The organism is Streptomyces sp. NBC_01429 (assembly GCF_036231945.1).
Taxonomy (GTDB): domain Bacteria; phylum Actinomycetota; class Actinomycetes; order Streptomycetales; family Streptomycetaceae; genus Streptomyces.
In genome coordinates, this window is sequence record NZ_CP109599.1 from 4,735,928 (window position 1) to 4,754,151 (window position 18,224).

Annotated in this window: 14 protein-coding genes and 1 pseudogene; 8 read left to right on the forward strand and 7 right to left on the reverse strand. The window is 71.8% G+C overall.

What is annotated here, in order from left to right; translation table 11 throughout:
- The first annotated feature begins 3 nt into the window (after window positions 1–3).
- Window positions 4–1,581, forward strand: a complete 1,578-nt coding sequence (locus OG627_RS20735; protein ID WP_329067258.1) for an NADH-quinone oxidoreductase subunit M — start codon at window positions 4–6, stop codon at window positions 1,579–1,581.
- A complete protein-coding gene (nuoN, locus tag OG627_RS20740; RefSeq protein ID WP_329067260.1) occupies window positions 1,578–3,230 on the forward strand; it encodes an NADH-quinone oxidoreductase subunit NuoN in 1,653 nt (550 codons plus the stop codon). Before OG627_RS20735 ends, nuoN begins: the two co-directional genes overlap by 4 nt.
- An 81-nt stretch (window positions 3,231–3,311) precedes the next feature.
- Here the strand turns inward: nuoN and fahA are convergent, their stop codons facing one another.
- The 3 genes from fahA to OG627_RS20755 all read right to left on the reverse strand — a co-directional run bounded on the left by fahA (window position 3,312) and on the right by OG627_RS20755 (window position 8,259).
- Window positions 3,312–4,535: a fumarylacetoacetase gene (fahA, locus tag OG627_RS20745; RefSeq protein WP_329067262.1), complete on the reverse strand. Its 1,224-nt coding sequence runs from the start codon at window positions 4,533–4,535 to the stop codon at window positions 3,312–3,314.
- A gap of 169 nt (window positions 4,536–4,704) precedes the next feature.
- Window positions 4,705–6,708, reverse strand: a complete 2,004-nt coding sequence (locus OG627_RS20750; protein ID WP_329067264.1) for a CocE/NonD family hydrolase — start codon at window positions 6,706–6,708, stop codon at window positions 4,705–4,707.
- Window positions 6,709–6,753: 45 nt separating this feature from the next.
- Window positions 6,754–8,259 carry a peptide MFS transporter gene (locus OG627_RS20755; RefSeq protein WP_329067266.1) on the reverse strand — a complete coding sequence of 502 codons (1,506 nt, stop codon included), beginning with the start codon at window positions 8,257–8,259 and terminating at the stop codon, window positions 6,754–6,756.
- 155 nt (window positions 8,260–8,414) lie between these two features.
- Here OG627_RS20755 and OG627_RS20760 point away from each other — a divergent pair, with 155 nt between their 5' ends.
- The 4 genes from OG627_RS20760 to OG627_RS20775 all read left to right on the forward strand — a co-directional run bounded on the left by OG627_RS20760 (window position 8,415) and on the right by OG627_RS20775 (window position 13,221).
- Entirely contained in the window at window positions 8,415–9,425 is a 1,011-nt protein-coding gene (locus OG627_RS20760; RefSeq protein ID WP_329067268.1) for a polyprenyl synthetase family protein, read from the forward strand.
- Between the two features lie 354 nt (window positions 9,426–9,779).
- Window positions 9,780–11,084 carry a LolA family protein gene (locus tag OG627_RS20765; RefSeq protein ID WP_329067270.1) on the forward strand — a complete coding sequence of 435 codons (1,305 nt, stop codon included), beginning with the start codon at window positions 9,780–9,782 and terminating at the stop codon, window positions 11,082–11,084.
- A 126-nt stretch (window positions 11,085–11,210) separates the two neighbouring features.
- Window positions 11,211–12,275, forward strand: coding sequence for an ABC transporter ATP-binding protein (locus tag OG627_RS20770; RefSeq protein WP_329067272.1), 1,065 nt, complete (start codon window positions 11,211–11,213; stop codon window positions 12,273–12,275).
- The gene (locus tag OG627_RS20775) at window positions 12,262–13,221 is read left to right on the forward strand and encodes an ABC transporter permease (RefSeq protein ID WP_329067274.1); all 960 of its coding nucleotides are present in this window, start codon (window positions 12,262–12,264) and stop codon (window positions 13,219–13,221) included. Before OG627_RS20770 ends, OG627_RS20775 begins: the two co-directional genes overlap by 14 nt.
- Before the next feature lie 82 nt (window positions 13,222–13,303).
- Here OG627_RS20775 and OG627_RS20780 read toward each other — a convergent pair whose 3' ends face one another.
- A complete protein-coding gene (locus tag OG627_RS20780; protein ID WP_329067276.1) occupies window positions 13,304–14,236 on the reverse strand; it encodes a M28 family metallopeptidase in 933 nt (310 codons plus the stop codon).
- Between the two features lie 255 nt (window positions 14,237–14,491).
- Entirely contained in the window at window positions 14,492–14,950 is a 459-nt protein-coding gene (locus OG627_RS20785; RefSeq protein WP_329067277.1) for a VOC family protein, read from the reverse strand.
- 22 nt (window positions 14,951–14,972) lie between these two features.
- Here OG627_RS20785 and OG627_RS20790 point away from each other — a divergent pair, with 22 nt between their 5' ends.
- Entirely contained in the window at window positions 14,973–15,611 is a 639-nt protein-coding gene (locus OG627_RS20790; RefSeq protein ID WP_329067279.1) for a CGNR zinc finger domain-containing protein, read from the forward strand.
- Between the two features lie 12 nt (window positions 15,612–15,623).
- On the opposite strand, the gene rarD is transcribed toward OG627_RS20790, so the two are convergent.
- Both rarD and OG627_RS20800 read right to left on the reverse strand, forming a co-directional pair.
- Complete coding sequence (gene rarD, locus OG627_RS20795) at window positions 15,624–16,727, reverse strand: EamA family transporter RarD (protein ID WP_329067281.1); 1,104 nt, start codon at window positions 16,725–16,727, stop codon at window positions 15,624–15,626.
- A 153-nt stretch (window positions 16,728–16,880) separates the two neighbouring features.
- A complete protein-coding gene (locus OG627_RS20800; RefSeq protein ID WP_329067283.1) occupies window positions 16,881–17,741 on the reverse strand; it encodes an SDR family oxidoreductase in 861 nt (286 codons plus the stop codon).
- Window positions 17,742–17,852: 111 nt separating this feature from the next.
- Here OG627_RS20800 and OG627_RS20805 point away from each other — a divergent pair.
- Window positions 17,853–18,224 (forward strand): annotated as a pseudogene (locus tag OG627_RS20805) (winged helix-turn-helix transcriptional regulator); the annotation flags it as partial.

The following is an 18,224-nucleotide window of genomic DNA, read 5'->3' on the forward strand; positions in this document are numbered from 1 at the left end:
GACATGTCGTTCCCTCTTCTCACCGCGACGGCGGTCCTCCCCGCGGTCGGCGCGATCGCCACGGCGGCCGTCCCTGCGGCCCGGCGCACCGCCGCCAAGTGGCTGGCGCTGCTCTTCTCGCTCGCCACGCTCGCGCTGGCCGTCCTCGTACTGGTCCGCTTCGAACCCGGCGGCGCCCGCTACCAGCTCACCGAATCGCACGCCTGGATCGCGGACTTCGGGGTCCGCTACGAGCTGGGCGTGGACGGGATCGGGGTGGCGCTGCTCGCGCTGACCGCCCTGCTGACCCCGTTCGTGATCCTGGCCGGCTGGCACGACGCCGACCCGCTCGAAGACGCCCGCCCCAACCGCCGCTGGCGGCCGACGCAGGGTTTCTTCGCGCTGATCCTGATGGTCGAGGCGATGGTGATCCTCTCCTTCGAGGCCACCGACGTCTTCCTCTTCTACATCCTCTTCGAAGCCATGCTCATCCCGATGTACTTCCTCATCGGCGGCTTCGGCGACCGCGCCCACGCGGGCGGGGACGAGGCGGCGGCGACCCAACGCTCGTACGCGGCCGTCAAGTTCCTCCTCTACAACCTGGTCGGCGGGCTGATCATGCTGGCCGCCGTCATCGGCCTCTATGTCGTCGCCGGGACCTTCTCGCTCTCCGAGATCGCCGAGGCGCGGGCCAACGGCTCGCTGTCGATGGCGACCGGCACCGAGCGGTGGCTCTTCCTCGGCTTCTTCTTCGCGTTCGCCGTCAAGGCGCCGCTGTGGCCGCTGCACACCTGGCTGCCCAACGCGATGGGCGAGGCCACCGCGCCCGTCGCCGTACTGATCACCGCCGTGGTCGACAAGGTCGGCACCTTCGCGATGCTCCGCTTCTGCCTCGGGCTCTTCCCCGAAGCCTCGAAGTGGGCCACCCCGGCGATCCTCGTACTGGCGCTGATCAGCATCGTCTACGGGGCGCTGCTCGCGGTCGGCCAGCGCGACATCAAGCGGCTGATCGCCTACGCGTCGATCTCGCACTTCGGCTTCATCATCATGGGCATCTTCGCGATGACCAGCCAGGGCCAGTCGGGCGCCACGCTCTACATGGTCAACCACGGGATCTCGACGGCCGCGCTGATGCTGGTCGCCGGATTCCTGATCTCGCGGCGCGGCTCCCGCCTCATCGCGGACTACGGCGGAGTGCAGAAGGTCGCGCCGGTCCTCGCCGGCACGTTCCTGATCGGCGGCCTCGCCACCCTCTCGCTGCCGGGGCTCTCCCCGTTCGTGAGTGAATTCCTGGTCCTGGTCGGGACGTTCAGCCGGTATCCGGTGGTCGGCGTCATCGCCACCCTCGGCATCGTCCTCGCCGCGCTCTACGTCCTCGTCCTCTACCAGCGGACCATGACCGGACCGGTGAAGGACGCGGTCAGGTCCATGCCGGACCTGCGGCTCCGGGAGCTGGTGGTGGTCACCCCGCTGATCGCGCTGCTTCTCTTCCTCGGCGTCTATCCGAAGCCGCTGACCGAGATCGTCAACCCGGCGGTGGAACACACGATGTCCGACGTCCAGAAGACCGATCCCAAGCCCGAGGTGGAGGCCGCTCCATGAGTGCGACTGTCGTCCACAGCCTGTGGACAACCGCGGCGGCCGACGGAATCGCCACGATCCCGGCCCCCAAGATCGAGTACGCGCAGCTGTCCCCGGTGCTCATCGTGCTGGGGGCCGCGGTCCTCGGCATCCTGATCGAGGCATTCGTGCCCCGCAAGGGCCGCTACCACGCGCAGCTGTTCCTCTCCCTGGTCGCGCTGGCCGCCTCCTTCGCGGCGGTGGTCGCCCTCGCGGCCGACGGATACGGCACGACCAAGAAGCACATCGCGGCCATGGGCGCCATCGCCGTCGACGGCCCGGCGCTCTTCCTCCAGGGCACCATCCTGCTCGCCTCGGTCGTCGCCGTGTTCACCTTCGCCGAGCGCCGGCTCGACCCGGAGAGCCACGGCAAGCGCGTCGACTCCTTCGCCGCGCAGGCCGCGGCCGTGCCGGGCAGCGACAGCGAGAAGGCCGCGGTCAGGGCCGGGTTCACCACCACGGAGGTGTTCCCGCTCGCCCTGTTCGCGGTCGCCGGCATGCTGGTCTTCCCGGCGGCCAACGACCTGCTGACGCTCTTCATCGCGCTGGAGGTCTTCTCCCTCCCGCTCTACCTGCTGTGCGCCCTCGCCCGCCGCAAGCGGCTGCTGTCGCAGGAGGCGGCGGTCAAGTACTTCCTGCTCGGCTCCTTCTCCTCGGCGTTCCTCCTCTTCGGCATCGCCCTGCTCTACGGGTACGCGGGCTCCGTGTCGTACGCGCGCATCGCCGAGGTCGTCGACGGCACCGTCAAGAACGTCAGCCCGGCGCTCGCCGACACCATGGGCAACGACGCGCTGCTGCTCATCGGCGGCGCGATGGTCCTGATGGGGCTCCTCTTCAAGGTCGGCGCGGTGCCGTTCCACATGTGGACCCCCGACGTCTACCAGGGCGCGCCCACCCCGGTCACCGGCTTCATGGCCGCCGCGACCAAGGTCGCCGCCTTCGGCGCGCTGCTGCGCCTGCTGTACGTCGTGCTGCCGGGGCTGCGCTGGGACTGGCGGCCGGTGATGTGGGGCGTCGTCATCGTCACCATGCTGGGCGGCGCGATCGTCGCCATCACCCAGACCGACATCAAGCGGCTTCTGGCCTACTCGTCCATCGCGCACGCCGGGTTCATCCTGGCCGGTGTGATCGCCGGGACGGCCGACGGCATCTCGTCCGTCCTCTTCTATCTGGCGGCCTACTCGTTCGTCACGATCGGCGCGTTCGCGGTGGTCACGCTGGTGCGCGACGCGGGCGGCGAGGCGACACACCTGTCCAAGTGGGCCGGGCTCGGGCGGCGTTCGCCGCTGGTGGCCGCGGTCTTCGCGATCTATCTGCTCGCCTTCGCCGGCATCCCGCTGACCTCGGGCTTCTCGGGGAAGTTCGCGGTCTTCAAGGCGGCGGCGGAGAGCGGCGCGGGCGCGCTGGTGGTGATCGGTGTGATCGCCTCGGCGATCGCCGCGTTCTTCTACATCCGCGTCATCGTGCTGATGTTCTTCAGCGAGCCCAAGCCGGAGGGCCCGACGGTCGCGGTGCCCTCGCCGCTCACCATGACGGCCATCGCCGTGGGTGTCCTCGTCACCCTGGTCCTGGGCGTGGCCCCGCAGTACTTCCTGGACCTGGCGGGCCAGGCGGGCGTCTTCGTCCGGTAGAGCCCGTACGCCCGGCTGGGCCCGGCACCTCCCCCGAGGAGGCGCCGGGCCCAGCGGTACGTGACGGGGCGGGGCCGGGGCTCACGCGGACGCGATCCGGCCCGTCACCTCGCCCAGGCCGACCCGTGTGCCGTCCGGTCCCGGGGCCCAGGCCGTCAGCGTCACCTCGTCGCCGTCCTCCAGGAAGGTCCGCTTGCCGTCGGGGAGTTCGAGGGGCTCGGTGCCGTTCCAGGTCAGCTCCAGCAGCGAGCCGCGCTGCTCGCGTCCGGCGCCGCTGACCGTGCCGGAGGCGAAGAGGTCGCCCGTACGGAGCGAGGCGCCGTTCACCGTCATATGGGCCAGCTGCTGGGCCGCCGTCCAGTACATCGTGGAGAAGGGCGGCTCGGAGATCACCTCGCCGTTCAGCGCCACGGAGATCCGCAGATCGAAGCCGCCCGGCTCCTCGTCGTCCGCGTCGTCCAGATAGGGCAGCAGCGCCTCGGCGCGGGCCGGGGGAGCCACCCGGGCCGAGTCCAGCGCCTCCAGCGGGGTCACCCACGCGGAGACGGACGTGGCGAAGGACTTGCCCAGGAACGGGCCGAGCGGCACGTACTCCCACGCCTGGATGTCGCGCGCCGACCAGTCGTTGAGCAGCGAGAGACCGAAGACGTGGTCGCGGAACGAGGTCAGCTCCACCGCGTCGCCCTGCCGGGACGGGGTGCCGACGACGAAGCCGACCTCCGCCTCGATGTCCAGCTTCACGGAGGGCCCGAAGACGGGCGCCGGGTCGGCGGGCGCCTTGCGCTGCCCGGACGGGCGCCGCACCTCCGTACCGGAGACCACGACCGTACCGGCCCGGCCGTGGTAACCGATCGGCAGATGCTTCCAGTTGGGGGTCAGCGCCGCGCCGTCGGGGCGGAAGATCCGGCCCACGTTGGTGGCGTGGTGCTCGCTCGCGTAGAAGTCGACGTAATCCGCGACCTCGTACGGCAGATGCAGGGTGACCGCGCCGAGCGGATGGAGGAGCGGTTCTATGGCGGGCCGGTGCGCGGGCACCGTGACCCACGCGGTGAGGGCGCGGCGCACATCGCGCCAGGCCGTACGCCCCGCGGCCATCAGGGGGTCGAGGCTCGGCCGGTCGAGCAGCGCCGCGTAGGGGGAGCCCAGGGCGTGTGCCGCCGCTCCCGCGTCCAGTACGTGGTCGCCGATGCGGACCCCGAGCCGGCGGCGGTCGGGCTCGGCGGGTGTGGAGAAGACTCCGTACGGCAGGTTGTGCGGGCCGAAGGGGTCGCCCTCGGCCGGTTCGAGCGGGCTCTGCTCGGGCATGGGGTACTGCCTCGCTTTCCGGGTCGATGCAGGACACGTTACGTCGGTGTTGCCCAGCGGCGGCAGTGATAAAAAGCCCGCATTGACCGAATGGGCGCCGGTGTTCGGACGGCCGGGAGGGACTACCGGCGGTAGCCCCTCCCCGGGGCGCGTCGTACCCGACAGGCCCTCAGCCCGCCGTGCGCGGAATCCGCTTCTCCCAGGTCCGGTGGAAGACCACCTCGTCGCCGTCGTGGCAGATCACCTCGTTGGTGGTGAGGAAGGACTCCGCGTCGCAGCTGATCTCGGAGCGGGTCCGCACCCGGGTGTCCCAGCCCAGTTCGGGCCGGTGCAGCCGGATCGTCCAGTCCGACCGGGTGTGCGCCGACAGCGGGTCGTTCTCCTGGATCGTGTACGTCTCCAGCGCGTCCTCGGTGAATTCGAGACCGTCCGGGTAGACGCGGGAGCCGCCGTAGCGCGGGTCGACCTCCAGCCGCCAGGTGCCCTTGGCGACATCGCGGACCACCAGCCGCTCGGGCCGCTCCTCGTCCAGCGTCGCCGGGAAGACCACGCCCAGCGGCTCGGACTGCTCCGCGGGCTCGAACGTGAGGGGGCGCGGCTCCGCCACCGGTGCCCGTACGGGCAGTTCGAGCGCGCTGCCCGCCGGGTCGAGGGTGAAGCCCGCCGACTCCGCGCGCGGCCAGATCCACGGCCAGTACGCGGACGAGACGGCGAGCCGGACGCGGTGGCCGGGCGGGAAGGTGTGCCCGATGCCGTTCAGCTCGAAGGTGACGTCCTCGGTCGCGCCCGGCGGCCACGGCTCGGCCCGGTCCCGGCCGTTCCGCGCCGAGAGGTTCAGCACGCCGCGCGTGACCAGGGTGGACGAGCCGTCCGGCGCGACGTCGCACAGCCGGGCGACGGCCTGCCCCGCCGGGACGTCCAGCCGCAGCCGCAGCCTGATCCGGGGGCGGCCGAGGATCTCGATCCGCTCGCCCTCGACCTGGAAGTCGAAACACGCCGACTTGGCGTCCTCGTCCCGCTGGTCCGGCGGCAGGTCCGCGTCATTGCCGAACGGGAAGAAGCGGCCCGCGTCCAGCCCCGTGTGCTGCGGCGAGTCGACGACGACCGGCTCGCCACGGAAGGCGTACGGCACGACCGTGACATGCGGCGAGGGCCACGCGGTGTCGCCGACCCAGCGGCCCGGCAGCTCCGGGTAGACGGTCGCGGGCGGGTGCGAGGCGCTGATCCAGGAGCGCAGCAGCGGCTCCTCCATGATCCCCGTCTCCGCGCCCTTGAGGTGGTGGTCCCACCAGCGCAGCGTCTCCTGGAGGAAGCCGATCGAGGGCCCCGGCGGCAGCCCCCGGTCCGGGTACTGGTGCGACCACGGCCCGATCAGCCCGCGTACCCGGCCCGGTTCCAGCCGCTCTACCAGCCGCAGCACGGTGTCGCGGTACGGGTCGTGCCAGCCGCCGACGGCCAGGACGGCCGCCTTGATCGCGCCGTAGTCCTCGCAGACGCTGCCGTGTCGCCAGTAGGCGTCCCTGGTCTGGTGGTCCAGCCAGGTGTGGAGGAACGGATCGACGGCTTCGAGGCGCTCCAGCCACATCGCGCGCCAGCCGTCCCCGGCGTACAGCGGGTCCGGCGGCCGGGAGACGAAGGCCAGCATGGTGGCCGCCCAGGCGTGCATGTCGACGGCGAGGACCGAGCCGCCCATGTAGTGGACGTCGTTGTCGTAACGGTCGTCGGTGGAGCAGACGGTGACGATCGCCTTCAGCGGTTCGGGCGCGAGGGCGGCGAGCTGGAGCGAGTTGAAGCCGCCCCAGGAGATGCCGAACATGCCCACCTTGCCGCTGGACCAGGGCTGCGCGGCGAGCCAGTTGATCACTTCGACGCCGTCGGCCAGCTCGGTCGCGTCGTACTCGTCGCCCGGCAGCCCCTCGCTGTTGCCGTGCCCGCGTACGTCGACCCGTACGGAGGCGTAGCCGTGGCCCGCGTACCAGGGGTGGCGCTGCCAGTCGCGCGGCGCCGTCCAGTCGCTCAGCCGGTAGGGCAGGTATTCGAGCAGGACGGGGACGGGCTCGTCGGTGACCGGGCGCCAGATCCTGGCGTAGAGGCGGGTGCCGTCGGAGAGCGGGACGCGGACGTCCTCGTGGGTCGTCCCGTACGGGAAGTCGGTGCGGATGGCGGGGGACATGCCGGTCACCTCGGGGGCGGGTCGGGGGCGGTGGAACGGGGAGTGTCAGTGGACGGGGTGCATGGTGCGGCGCATCCAGGGCGCGGCGGCGATCACGGCCAGGCCGGCCACCACGGCGATGGCGCCGTTGACGCCGAAGTACGCGGGCTGCGAGACATGGCCGTACAGCTTCACGGTCTGGGCCTGGATGCCGTTGGCGAGCGCCAGCGAGAGGAACCACAGCGCCAGGGTCTGGCTGGCGAAGGCCCTCGGGGCGAGCTTGGTGGAGGCGGAGAGGCCGGAGGTCTCCACCAGGATGTCGCCGAGCCCCAGCAGCAGGTACGAGCCGACGATCCACCAGGCGGCCATCCGGTAGTCGGTCCCGCCGTGTCCGGAGGTGGGCAGGACCATGAGCAGGAACGACAGCCCGCCGAGGATCACCCCGATCGCGATCTTGTTCGAGGCGTGCGGCTGGTTCCGGCCCATCCGCACCCAGACCGCCGCGACGACGGGCGCGAGCGCCACCTCGAAGGCGCCGAGGGCGGACGCGTACCAGCCGGCCGGGAAGGTGAAGCCCAGGATCGAGGTGTCGGCGTTGGTGGAGGCCAGCAGGATCATCGTCGAGTACGCCTGGAAGAGGATGAAGTTGAAGAAGACGGACGCCAGGAACAGCACCACGTACGGGCGCAGCCTGCCGCGCTCCTCCGCGGTCACCCGGGGGCTTCTGAACATCACCGCGAAGTAGACGACCGGCGCGATCACCGCGATCACGGTGAGCACGTCGGCGAAGCGGGCGATCGTGAGCCACCCGGCCAGCGAGAGCGCCACCGCCACCACGGCGACCACGGCCGCGCCCGCGGTCATCAGCCGTACGGCCCGGCGCATCGGCTCCGGCGCGAGGGCGAACTCGGCGGCGTGTTTGCGCCCGGCCAGGTGACGGCGGCCCGCCACGTACTGGATCAGCCCGAGCGTCATTCCCGCGGCGGCGGCGGAGAACGCCCAGTGCCAGCTCGCGTGGTCGCCGAGCCAGCCGGTGACCAGCGGGCCCAGGAAGGCGCCGATGTTGATGGCCATGTAGTAGAGGGCGAAACCGGCGTCCCTGCGCTCGTCCTCCGTACGGTAGAGCTTGCCGACCATGGCGGAGACGTTCGGCTTGAGCAGGCCCGTACCGGCGCTGATCAGCCCGAGGCCCGCCCAGGTCATGGCGTCGGCGGGGACGGCCATGGCGTAGTGCCCGAGCGCGATGAGGACACCGCCCCAGAGCACCGCGCGGTACGAGCCGAGGATGCGGTCGGCGAGCCAGCCGCCGGCCACCGAGAGCAGATAGACGAGCGTTCCGTACGCGGCGGAGATGGAGGCGGCGGTGCCGGGCTCCATCCCGAGGCCGCCGTCCTTGACGGTGGCCACGAAGAACAGGACGAGGATCGCCTGCATCCCGAGGAACGAGAAGCGCTCCCAGACCTCCAGGCCCGAGAGGGTGAGCAGCCCGCGGGGGTGGCCGAGGAAGGCGCGGTCGTCGCGAGGGGGCGGGGTGTCCTCGCCGGCTGGGGGATCGATTGTGGTTCCGGACAAAACAGCTACTCCTGATCGTATGGCCGATCTCGAACATACCGGCGGTGCCGGGAAGCCGCCCATGATGATCGAAAGGGGACCGGATACGCTGACTTGAGTGATGACAGCGACACATCGACAATCCGTGTGATCGTCAGCAGACAGGAGTACCTCTCGTGACCGTCGTCGGGCCGTTCGGGCTGAGCGTGCGGGACCAGGCTCTTGAGGCCGATGTCCAGACCGGATTGGCGGCCGTCGAGGCGGGGCTGCTCGATGCCACCAAGAGCGATGTGCCGTTCATTACGGAGGCCGCCCAGCATCTGCTGCGGGCGGGGGGCAAGCGGTTCCGCCCCTTGCTGGTCATGCTCGCGTCACAATTCGGGGATCCGTACGCGCCCGGTGTCGTCCCGGCGGCCGTGGTCGTCGAGCTGACGCACCTCGCGACGCTCTACCACGACGACGTGATGGACGAGGCGGACGTCCGCAGGGGCGTCGGCAGCGCCAACTCCCGCTGGGGCAACTCGGTCGCCGTCCTCACCGGCGACTTCCTCTTCGCCCGCGCCTCGCACATCCTCGCCGACCTCGGCCCCGACGCCGTCCGGGTCCAGGCGGAGGCGTTCGAGCGGCTGGTGACGGGGCAGATCCTGGAGACGGCGGGCCCGCGCGACGGCCGCGACCCCGTCGAGCACTACCTGGACGTGCTCAGCGGCAAGACCGGTTCGCTGATGGCCGTCTCGGGCCGGTTCGGCGCGATGGCGTCGGGCGCGGACGAGTCGGTCGTGGACATCCTCACCCAGTACGGGGAGCGGCTCGGCGTCGCCTTCCAGCTCGCCGACGACGTCCTCGACATCGCCAGCGACTCGCACGAGTCCGGCAAGACCCCCGGCACCGATCTGCGCGAGGGCATCCCGACGCTGCCGGTGCTGCTGCTGCGCGCCCAGGCGGAGGCGCACGGCCGCCCCGAGGACCTGGAACTCGTCGCGCTGCTGGACGGAGACCTCGCGGACGACGCCCGGCTCGCCGAGGCCCTGGACCGGCTGCGCGCCCATCCGGCGCTGGAGCAGGCGCGACGCGACACCGTGCGGTACGCGGAGGCGGCACGGGCGACCCTGACGCCGCTGCCCGAGGGGTACGCGAAGTCCGCGCTGGTGGAGCTGTGCGACGCGGTGGTCCACCGCGCGGGCTGAGCGCCTGCGGGGTGGTCTTCGAGCGGATGGCTTCGACCGGGCCTCCGAGGGGGCCCTCGACCGGCCCCTCGACCTGCCCCTCGACCGGTCCTTCGGCCGAGCGGGCTCCGGGAGTCCCCCGGTCGGCCCTGCGTTCCGCCCTGTTCAGGGTGTCCCCTAGGGGCGACCCGCGGGCATCTCCTCGCCACGTCATCCCAGAGGGGTACGGGAAGTTGCTCCCGGGGGCTGACGCTTCGGAGGCGCCGATTTGGTCATATGGACAACACCACTCCTGACCAATTCGGGTGAGAATGGCGGCACGGGGTGGACGAGTGCAACGGACGGAAGGCCGCCGACCACGGAGGTAGGGCACACATGGCACCGAACGACAACGCGCGAATCACCGAGGACGACAGGGAGCCGGGCGCGTTCCGCCGCAAGGCGACGCGTTACGCGCTCCCCGTCGCGGTGGCGGGGGTGGCCGCGGCGACCATCGGGCTCGTACCGGCACTCGCCGCCGGCGGCAGCGGTCCCGAGCTGGCGGACATCAGCGCGCGGCAGCTCATCGAGAAGATCGCCGCGTCGGACACCCAGCAGCTCTCGGGTTCCGTGAAGATCACCACGGATCTGGGGCTGCCGGCGCTGAGCGGTCTCGACAGCATGGCCGGCGCGCTCGGCGACGCGGGCTCCGGCTCCGGCGGTGACGGATCCACCGCCGACCCGGCGTCCAAGCTGCTGGAGCTGGCCTCCGGCTCCCACACCCTGCGGGTCGCGGCCGACGGCCCCGACAAGCAGCGGGTCTCCATCGTGGAGGACGCCGCCGAGTACAGCCTCATCCGCAACGGCGACGAGGTGTGGGCGTATGACAGCGGCTCCAACCAGGCGTACCACGCGCAGGCCCCGCAGAGCGACGAGCAGGGCAAGGGTTCGGGCGCCAAGGGCTCCAAGGGGGCCGAGGAGCTGGACGTGACGCCCTCGGAGCTCGCCGCGCAGGTGCTGAAGGCGGCGGACGACACGACCTCCGTGACGGTCGACGGGACGGCACGGGTCGCCGGGCACGACGCGTACCGGCTGCTCATCAAGCCCAAGCAGACCGGTTCGACGGTCGGCTCGGTCACGATCGCGGTCGACGCGAAGACCGGCACCCCGCTCAAGTTCACGCTCGCCTCCAGCGGCGGCGGCAAGGCCATCGTCGATGTCGGCTTCACCAAGGTCGACTTCGCCAAGCCGGACGCCTCCACCTTCGACTTCACCCCGCCCAAGGGCACGAAGGTGACGCGGGCGGACGAGGACGAGGCGGCGCACGACAAGAGCGCGAAGAACGAGGGTCACGCCGGCGGGCTGCTGGGCGAGCTGAGCGGAGTCGGTGACTCCGGCGAGGTGAAGACGATCGGCAAGGGCTGGAGCACGGTCTACGAGCTGACGGCCCCGGACGGCGCGGACGCGCCGGCGGGCAAGGGCGCCGAGGCCGCCCGCTCCGGCGCGCCGAAGGCGGAGGACCTGACCGGCGAGGCACAGGGCCTGATGGACGCTCTGGGCTCCAAGGTCACCGGGAAGTTCGGCTCGGGCACGGTCGTCCAGACCCGCCTCGTCAACGCCCTGATGACGGACGACGGAAAGGTCTACGTCGGCGCGGTCACCAAGGACGCGCTGGTCAAGGCCGCGAACCAGGCGAACTGACGCCACGGCCGACCGCCCCGCCGCGCACGTCGCGCGGCGGGGCGGAACGCTGACCGGGGCCGGTCCGTTCTCGGGGTGGCCGGGGCGCGTGGCGCCGCGGAAGGCGAAGAAGGAGGTGCGGGGGAGATGACGGATTCCATCGAATCGGGCATCGCGGCGGGCACTGCACCGGACGGCACTTCATGGGGCACTGAATCGGACCGCACGGGGGCGGACACCGCGTCGGACACTGAAGCGGACACCGCGTCGGACGGCCCCGGGGCGGTCATCGAGACACGCGGTCTCACGAAGCGCTACCGGGGCGGGCAGCTCGCCGTGGACCGCCTCGATCTGACCGTGCCCGCCGGGAGCGTCTTCGGCTTCCTCGGGCCCAACGGCTCGGGCAAGACCACCACCATCCGGATGCTGATGGGCCTCATCGAGCCGACCGCGGGCTCCGCCGCCCTGCTCGGCCGCCCGGTGCCGCGCGCGGCCCGCGCCGTGCTGCCCCAGGTGGGAGCCCTGATCGAGGGGCCCGCGCTGTACGGGTATCTCACCGGCCGCGACAACCTCGTACGGTACGACTCGGCCGACCCGAGCGCCGATCCCCGCACCCGTGGCGCCCGGGTCTCCGCGGCCCTGGACCGGGTCGGGCTGACCGCCGCGGCCGGCAAGAAGGCGCGGGCGTACTCCCTCGGCATGAAGCAGCGGCTCGGGCTGGCCTCCGCGCTGCTCAGGCCGCGCCGGCTGCTGGTGCTCGACGAGCCGACCAACGGGCTGGACCCGCAGGGCATGCGGGAGATCAGATCACTGGTGCGGGAGCTGGCGGCGGACGGCACGACGGTCTTCCTCTCCTCGCACCTCCTGGACGAGATCGAGCAGGTCTGCACGCATGTCGCGGTGATGACCCGGGGCCGGCTGGTCACCCAGGGGACGGTCGCCGCCCTGGCGGCCGGGGTCCGGGGCAGGCTCGGCGTCACCACCCCCGACCCGGGGGAGGCCGCGCGGGTGCTGAAGGAGCGCGGCGTCACCGATGTGGTGGTCACGGAGGACCGGCTGACCTGCGAGCCCCCGGCGGACGCGGATCTCGCGGAGCTGAACGCCGCGCTGGTGCTGGCAGGGGTGCGGGTGAGGGCCTTCGGCCCGGAGCGCGCCTCGCTGGAGGACGCGTTCGTCGCGCTGACGGGGGAGGGCTTCGATGTCGCGGGCTGAGACGACCGGGCAGGCAGGGGCGGCCGGGGAGCCCGCGGCATCCGGGACGGCTGAGACGGCCGGTGCGGCCGGGGCGGCCGGTGCCGTGGACAGCCGCCCGCCGCGGCTGTGGTGGACGCTCGGGCTGCTCCGCTCCGAGCTGGGCATGACCTTCCGGCGCATGCGGACCCTGGCCCTGCTGGGGGTGCTCGCCGCCGTCCCCGTCCTCATCGGTATCGCCGTGAAGGTCGAGACGGGCGGGGGCGGCGGGGTGAGCGACGGGGGCGCGGCGCACGGGCCCGCCTTCCTCACCCAGATCACCAACAACGGGCTGTTCCTGGTCTTCGCCGCGCTCGCCGCGACGCTGCCCGTCTTCCTCCCGATGGCCGTGGGCGTGGTCGCGGGCGACGCGATCGCCGGGGAGGCCCACGGCGGCACCCTGCGCTATCTGCTGGTGGCCCCGGCGGGCCGGACCCGGCTGCTGCTCGTCAAGTACGCCGCCACGATGGCCTTCTGCCTGGTCGCGACGGTGGTCGTGGCGGTCTCCGCGCTCGTCGTCGGCGCGCTGCTGTTCCCGCTCGGCGAGGTCACCACGATCTCGGGCACCCGGATCTCGTTCGGGGACGGGCTGATACGCGCGCTGCTGATCGCGCTGGTCGTCGCCGCCTCGCTGACCGGCCTCGCCGCGCTCGGCCTGTTCGTCTCCACGCTGACCAACAGCGGTATCGCGGCCATGGCGGCCACGGTCGGGCTGCTGATCACGGTGCAGATCCTGGACACGATCCCGCAGCTGCACGGCATACAGCCGTATCTCTTCTCGCACTACTGGCTGTCGTTCGCGGATCTGCTGCGCGCGCCGTTCTACTGGGACGACATCGTCAAGAACCTGGAGATCCAGGCGCTGTACGCGGCGGTGTTCGGCTCGGCGGCCTGGGCGCGGTTCACGACGCGGGACATCACGGCCTGAGGCGGCAGCGCCTGTGGCGTCCGTCCGACGGACGCCACAGGCGGGTTGCCGAGGGCGGGTGCCACAGGCGGGCGCCGAGGGCTCAGCTGGCGCCCGACAGCGACCAGACGGCGTACGCGATGGCGTCGCTGTTGCGGTCGAGCGCGGTGTCGTTGATGTTCGCCGTGGTGTCGCACGAGCGGTGGTAGCAGGCGTCGAAGGCCACCCCGGAGGTGCCGCCCCACTTCTGCGCCTGCGCGGCGGTCTTGATGTAGTCGGCGCCGCTGAAGAGCCCGCCCACCGGGATGCCCACGTTCTTGAACGGGGCGTGGTCCGAGCGGCCGTCGCCCTCGGTCTCGATCTCCGTCGGGATGCCGAGGCCCGCGTAGTAGTTCTTGAAGGTCTGCTCGATCGTCGGGTCGTCGTCGTAGACGAAGTAGCCCGGGTTCGGCGAGCCGACCATGTCGAAGTTGAGATAGCCGCTGATCTTCGCCCGGTCGGCGGTCGGGAGGTTGTTGACGTAGTAACGGGAGCCGACCATGCCCAGCTCCTCCGCGCCCCACCAGGCGAACCGGAGGTGCTTGGTGGGCTTGAGCTGCGCCCGCGAGACGGCGAGCGCGGTCTCCAGTACGGCGGCGGAGCCCGAGCCGTTGTCGTTGATGCCGGCGCCCGCGGTCACCGAGTCAAGATGCGACCCGGACATGACAACGCTGTTCGTGTCGCCGCCCGGCCAGTCCGCGATCAGGTTGTACCCGGTGGACCCGCTGGAGGTGAACTGCTGCACGGTGGTGGTGAACCCCGCCGCGTCCAGCTTGCCCTTCACGTAGTTGACGGACGCCAGGTAACCGGCCCTGCCGTGGGCGCGGTTGCCGCCGTTGGCCGCGGCTATGGACGACAGCTGGGTCAGATGCGCCTTCACGTTGGCGACGGGTATGTCGGGCGCCGCGAGGGCGGGGGCGGCGGACGCGCTCGGCGCGGTGGTGGCGATCAGCCCCGCGAGCGCGAGACCGACGACGGCGGGAACGGAGAACTTCATGGGGGGCTCCGGCTTCCGTACGGGAGTGGGGGGTGGAACGTAGGACGCCCCACGACGACGACGGCGTGAGGCGTACAGGTGGTACCCATCGTGCTGGTGGCACTGGTGGCACTGGTGGCACTGGTGGCACGGATGTGCGAGTGCGGCGTGCTGAATGGTCAACGACAGCTTGACCCCCCGTCAAGAGGGTGATCCGGTCAGCGGCGTCCGCTGACCGGACTGCCGACCGGATCGCCGACCGGACCGCTCACCCGCCTACGCGACGCAGAATTCGTCGCCCTCGGGATCCGCCATCACCACGAACTCCCCGCCGGGCTCGCTCACCCGCCGCAGCACCGTCGCCCCCAGCCCCGCCAGCCGCTCGACCTCCCCGTCCCGCCGCCCCGGACCGGGGTGCAGGTCGAGGTGGAGCCGGTTCCCGCCGGTCTTCGGCTCGGACATGCGCTGGAACAGGATCCGCCGCCCGAGCCCGGTGCCGGTCGCCTCCTCGTACGGGTCGTCCGGATGGCGGACGGCGACCAGATCGCGAAAGGCGCGGCGGTCGTGGAACGCGACGGTGTCCGCCTCGGCGAGCGCGCCGAGCCCGAGCAGGCGGGCGATGAGCGCGCTGTTGTCCTCGGCGAGATAGCCCAGCGCGGCCGCCCAGAAGTCGGCCTGGGCATGCGGATCGTTCGCGTTGACGACGAGTTTCCAGTGCACGGGTGTCACAGTCATGGCAACCACTCATACTGGTTACATGAAGGCGTCCGCAAGGGAATGGGCGAGCGATCCGGCCGCGCCCGGTCTCGTGCTCCACACCCCCGAGGGCCGCCCGTACCGCTTCGACGCGGGCGCGCTCTGTCTGGAGCTGCTGACGACCGGTGGCCCCGGCTCCTATGGGCGCCACGAGGCGCTCGACGAACCGGACGCGCTGGTGGCGTGGGCGCAGCGGAGCCGGCTGACGCCCGGCCTCGAACTGTCCGTGAGCGAGGCGGAGTTGGGGGCCGCCCGCGCGGTGCGGGACGCGCTGCTGCGGCTGACCCTGGCCCGCGTCCACGACCTGACCCCGGACGAGGCCGACCTCGCGACGCTGAACACGGCGGCGGCCGGGCCCCCGCTCGTCCCCCGTATGACCCGGGACGGCCGCCGGGCCTGGGCGCCCGGTGCCACCGGGACCGGGCTGCTGTCGGCCGTCGCCCGCGACGCCGTCGAGCTGTTCACCGGACCGTACGCCCACCGGATCCGCGAATGCGGCTCCCCCGACTGCTCCCTGCTCTTCGTCGACACCTCGCGCCCGGGGCACCGCCGCTGGTGCGCGATGGAGCGGTGCGGAAACCGCCACAAGGCCCGCGCCCACCGCGCGCGCGGACGCGGGACCCCGGCGCCGGGAGCGTAGCCGCGTACGGCCTCAGGCGCGGGCGTCCGGCGACGGCGCGGCCGCGGGGGCGGGGGCAGGGGCGGGGGAGCCCTCCCGCTCCGGCCCGTTGCCCTGGCTCCGCTCCGGCCTGCTGCCGCCCTGTCTCTGTTCCTGTCCCTGTCCCTGTCCCTGTCCCTGTCCCTGTTCCTGTCCCTGCTCCGCGGCCGTCCGCCGGGCCGCCTCCGCCGCCAGTCGCAGCGCCTTGCCCCGGTTGTGGCGCGCCGTGCGCAGCGCGTCCCAGGTCAGGATCGTCAGCGCCAGCCAGACCAGCGAGAAGCCGGCCCAGCGCTCGGCCGGCATCTCCTCGTGGAAGTACGTGACGCCCAGCACGAACTGGAAGACCGGGGCCAGATACTGGAGCAGCCCGAGCGTCGACAGCGGTACGCGGATGGCCGCGGCGCCGAAGCAGATCAGCGGCACCGCGGTGATCAGGCCCGTGCCGGCGAGCAGCGCCACATGGCCGGGGCCCTGCGAGCCGATCGTGGCCGCGCCGGTCGCGCTCAGCCACACCAGATAGCCGAGCGCGGGCAGGAACAGCACTGCCGTCTCGGCCGCCAGCGACTCCAGGCCGCCAAGGTTGATCTTCTTCTTGACCAGTCCGTACGTCGCGAACGAGAAGGCGAGGATCAGCGAGATCCACGGCGGTCGCCCGTATCCGACGGCGAGGACCAGCACGGCGGCGACGGCGATGCCGACCGCCGTCCACTGGGCCGCCCGCAGCCGCTCCTTGAGCAGCAGGACGCCCATGGCGATGGTCACCAGCGGGTTGATGAAGTACCCGAGGGACGCCTCCAGGACCCGGCCGGAGTTGACCGCCCAGATGTAGACGCCCCAGTTGACGGTGATCGTGGAGGCGGCCGCCGCGATCAGCGCCAGCCTGCGCGGCTGCCGCAGCAGCTCGCGTATCCAGCTCCAGCGGCGCAGCACCAGGAGCGTGATCACGACGACGCCCAGGGACCAGACCATCCGGTGGGCGAGGATCTCCATCGCGCCGGCCGGCTGGAGGAGCGGCCAGAAGAGCGGGACCAGCCCCCACATTCCGTAGGCACCGATCCCGTACAGCAGTCCCGTCCGCTGTTCGCCTTCCGCCTTCACTGACCCTCCCCGTCCCACGCGCGCGCCGTCCCCCGTCGGGACGTGCGAAACCTCGTCGAAAGGTAGCGCCGCGCGGGTCGGGATGTCATGTTCGTATCGTCATACGGTCATGACGCCGAGGTTCCCCCTGCCGGGGAGGGGGCGGTGCCGGTGTCAGCCCTTGAGTGCTTCCGCGACCGAGTCCGCGAGCGGGGTGGTCGGGCGGCCGGTCAGCCGCGCCAGGTCGCCGGTCGTACCGGCGAGCAGCCCGCGCTCGATCGCGGCGTCCACGTTCACCAGGATCGCGGCGAACGGCTCCGGCAGGCCCGCCCCGGTGAGGATGGAGAGGTGCGTCGCGGCCGGCACGTTGTTGTAGACGATCGTCCGGCCGGTCTGGCGGGACAGCTCCGCCGCGTACTCCTCGAAGGACCACGCCGTGTCGCCGCTCAGTTCGTACACCTTGCCGAGGTGGCCCTCGCCGGTCAGTACGGCGGCGGCCGCCGCCGCGTAGTCCGCGCGCGTCGCCGCGGCGACCCGGCCCTCGCCCGCGCTGGCCACGACGGCGCCGTGCTCCAGCACCGGCGCGAGGTTCTCCGTGTAGTTCTCGGTGTACCAGCCGTTGCGCAGGAACGTGTACGGCAGGCCCGATTCGAGGATCAGCCGCTCGGTCTCCTTGTGTTCGGCGGCCAGGTCGAAGTCGGCCTCGGGGCCGCCCAGGACGCCCGTGTACGCGAGCTGCGCCACGCCCGCCGCCCGCGCCGCCCCGATGACGGCGGTGTGCTGTGCCACGCGCTGCCCGACCTCGCTGCCGGAGACCAGCAGGACGCGGTCACCGGACCGGAAGGCGTCCTTCAGCGTCTCGGGGCTGCTGTAGTCGGCGACCCGCAGCTCCACACCGAGCGCCACGAGGTCGGCGGCCTTCTCCTTGTTCCGTACGACGGCGGCGATGGTGTCGGCCGGGACATCGGCGGCCAGCAGGGCTTCCACGACGAGACGGCCGAGGTGTCCGGTGGCTCCGGTGACGACGATGCTCATGAGGGAATTCTCCAGTTCATGCTGATTTGCTCGATTTCGTAACGCTCTGGCCCTCACCCTACGGCGCACACTAACCAAATGAAAGTACCCACCTTGAAGTAAGGTACTGGGATGAGCGTAAGCAACAGCCCGGACGTCAACCGGGTCATGTGTCCCTCCCGGCTGGTCCTGGAGCACGTCACGAGCCGCTGGGGCGTGCTGGTGCTCGCCGCCCTGCTGGAGCGCTCGTACCGCTTCAGCGAGCTGCGGCGCGAGGTCGGCGGTGTCAGCGAGAAGATGCTCGCCCAGACCCTCCAGACGCTGGAGCGCGACGGCTTCGTCCACCGCGACGCCAAGCCCGTCATCCCGCCGCGCGTCGACTACTCCCTCACCGGCCTGGGCCGGGAGGCCGCCGAGCAGGTGTGGGGGCTGGCGCGCTGGACCGAGCGGCGGCTCGACGAGGTCTTCGAGGCGCGGCGGACGTACGACGAGACGCGCGCCCGC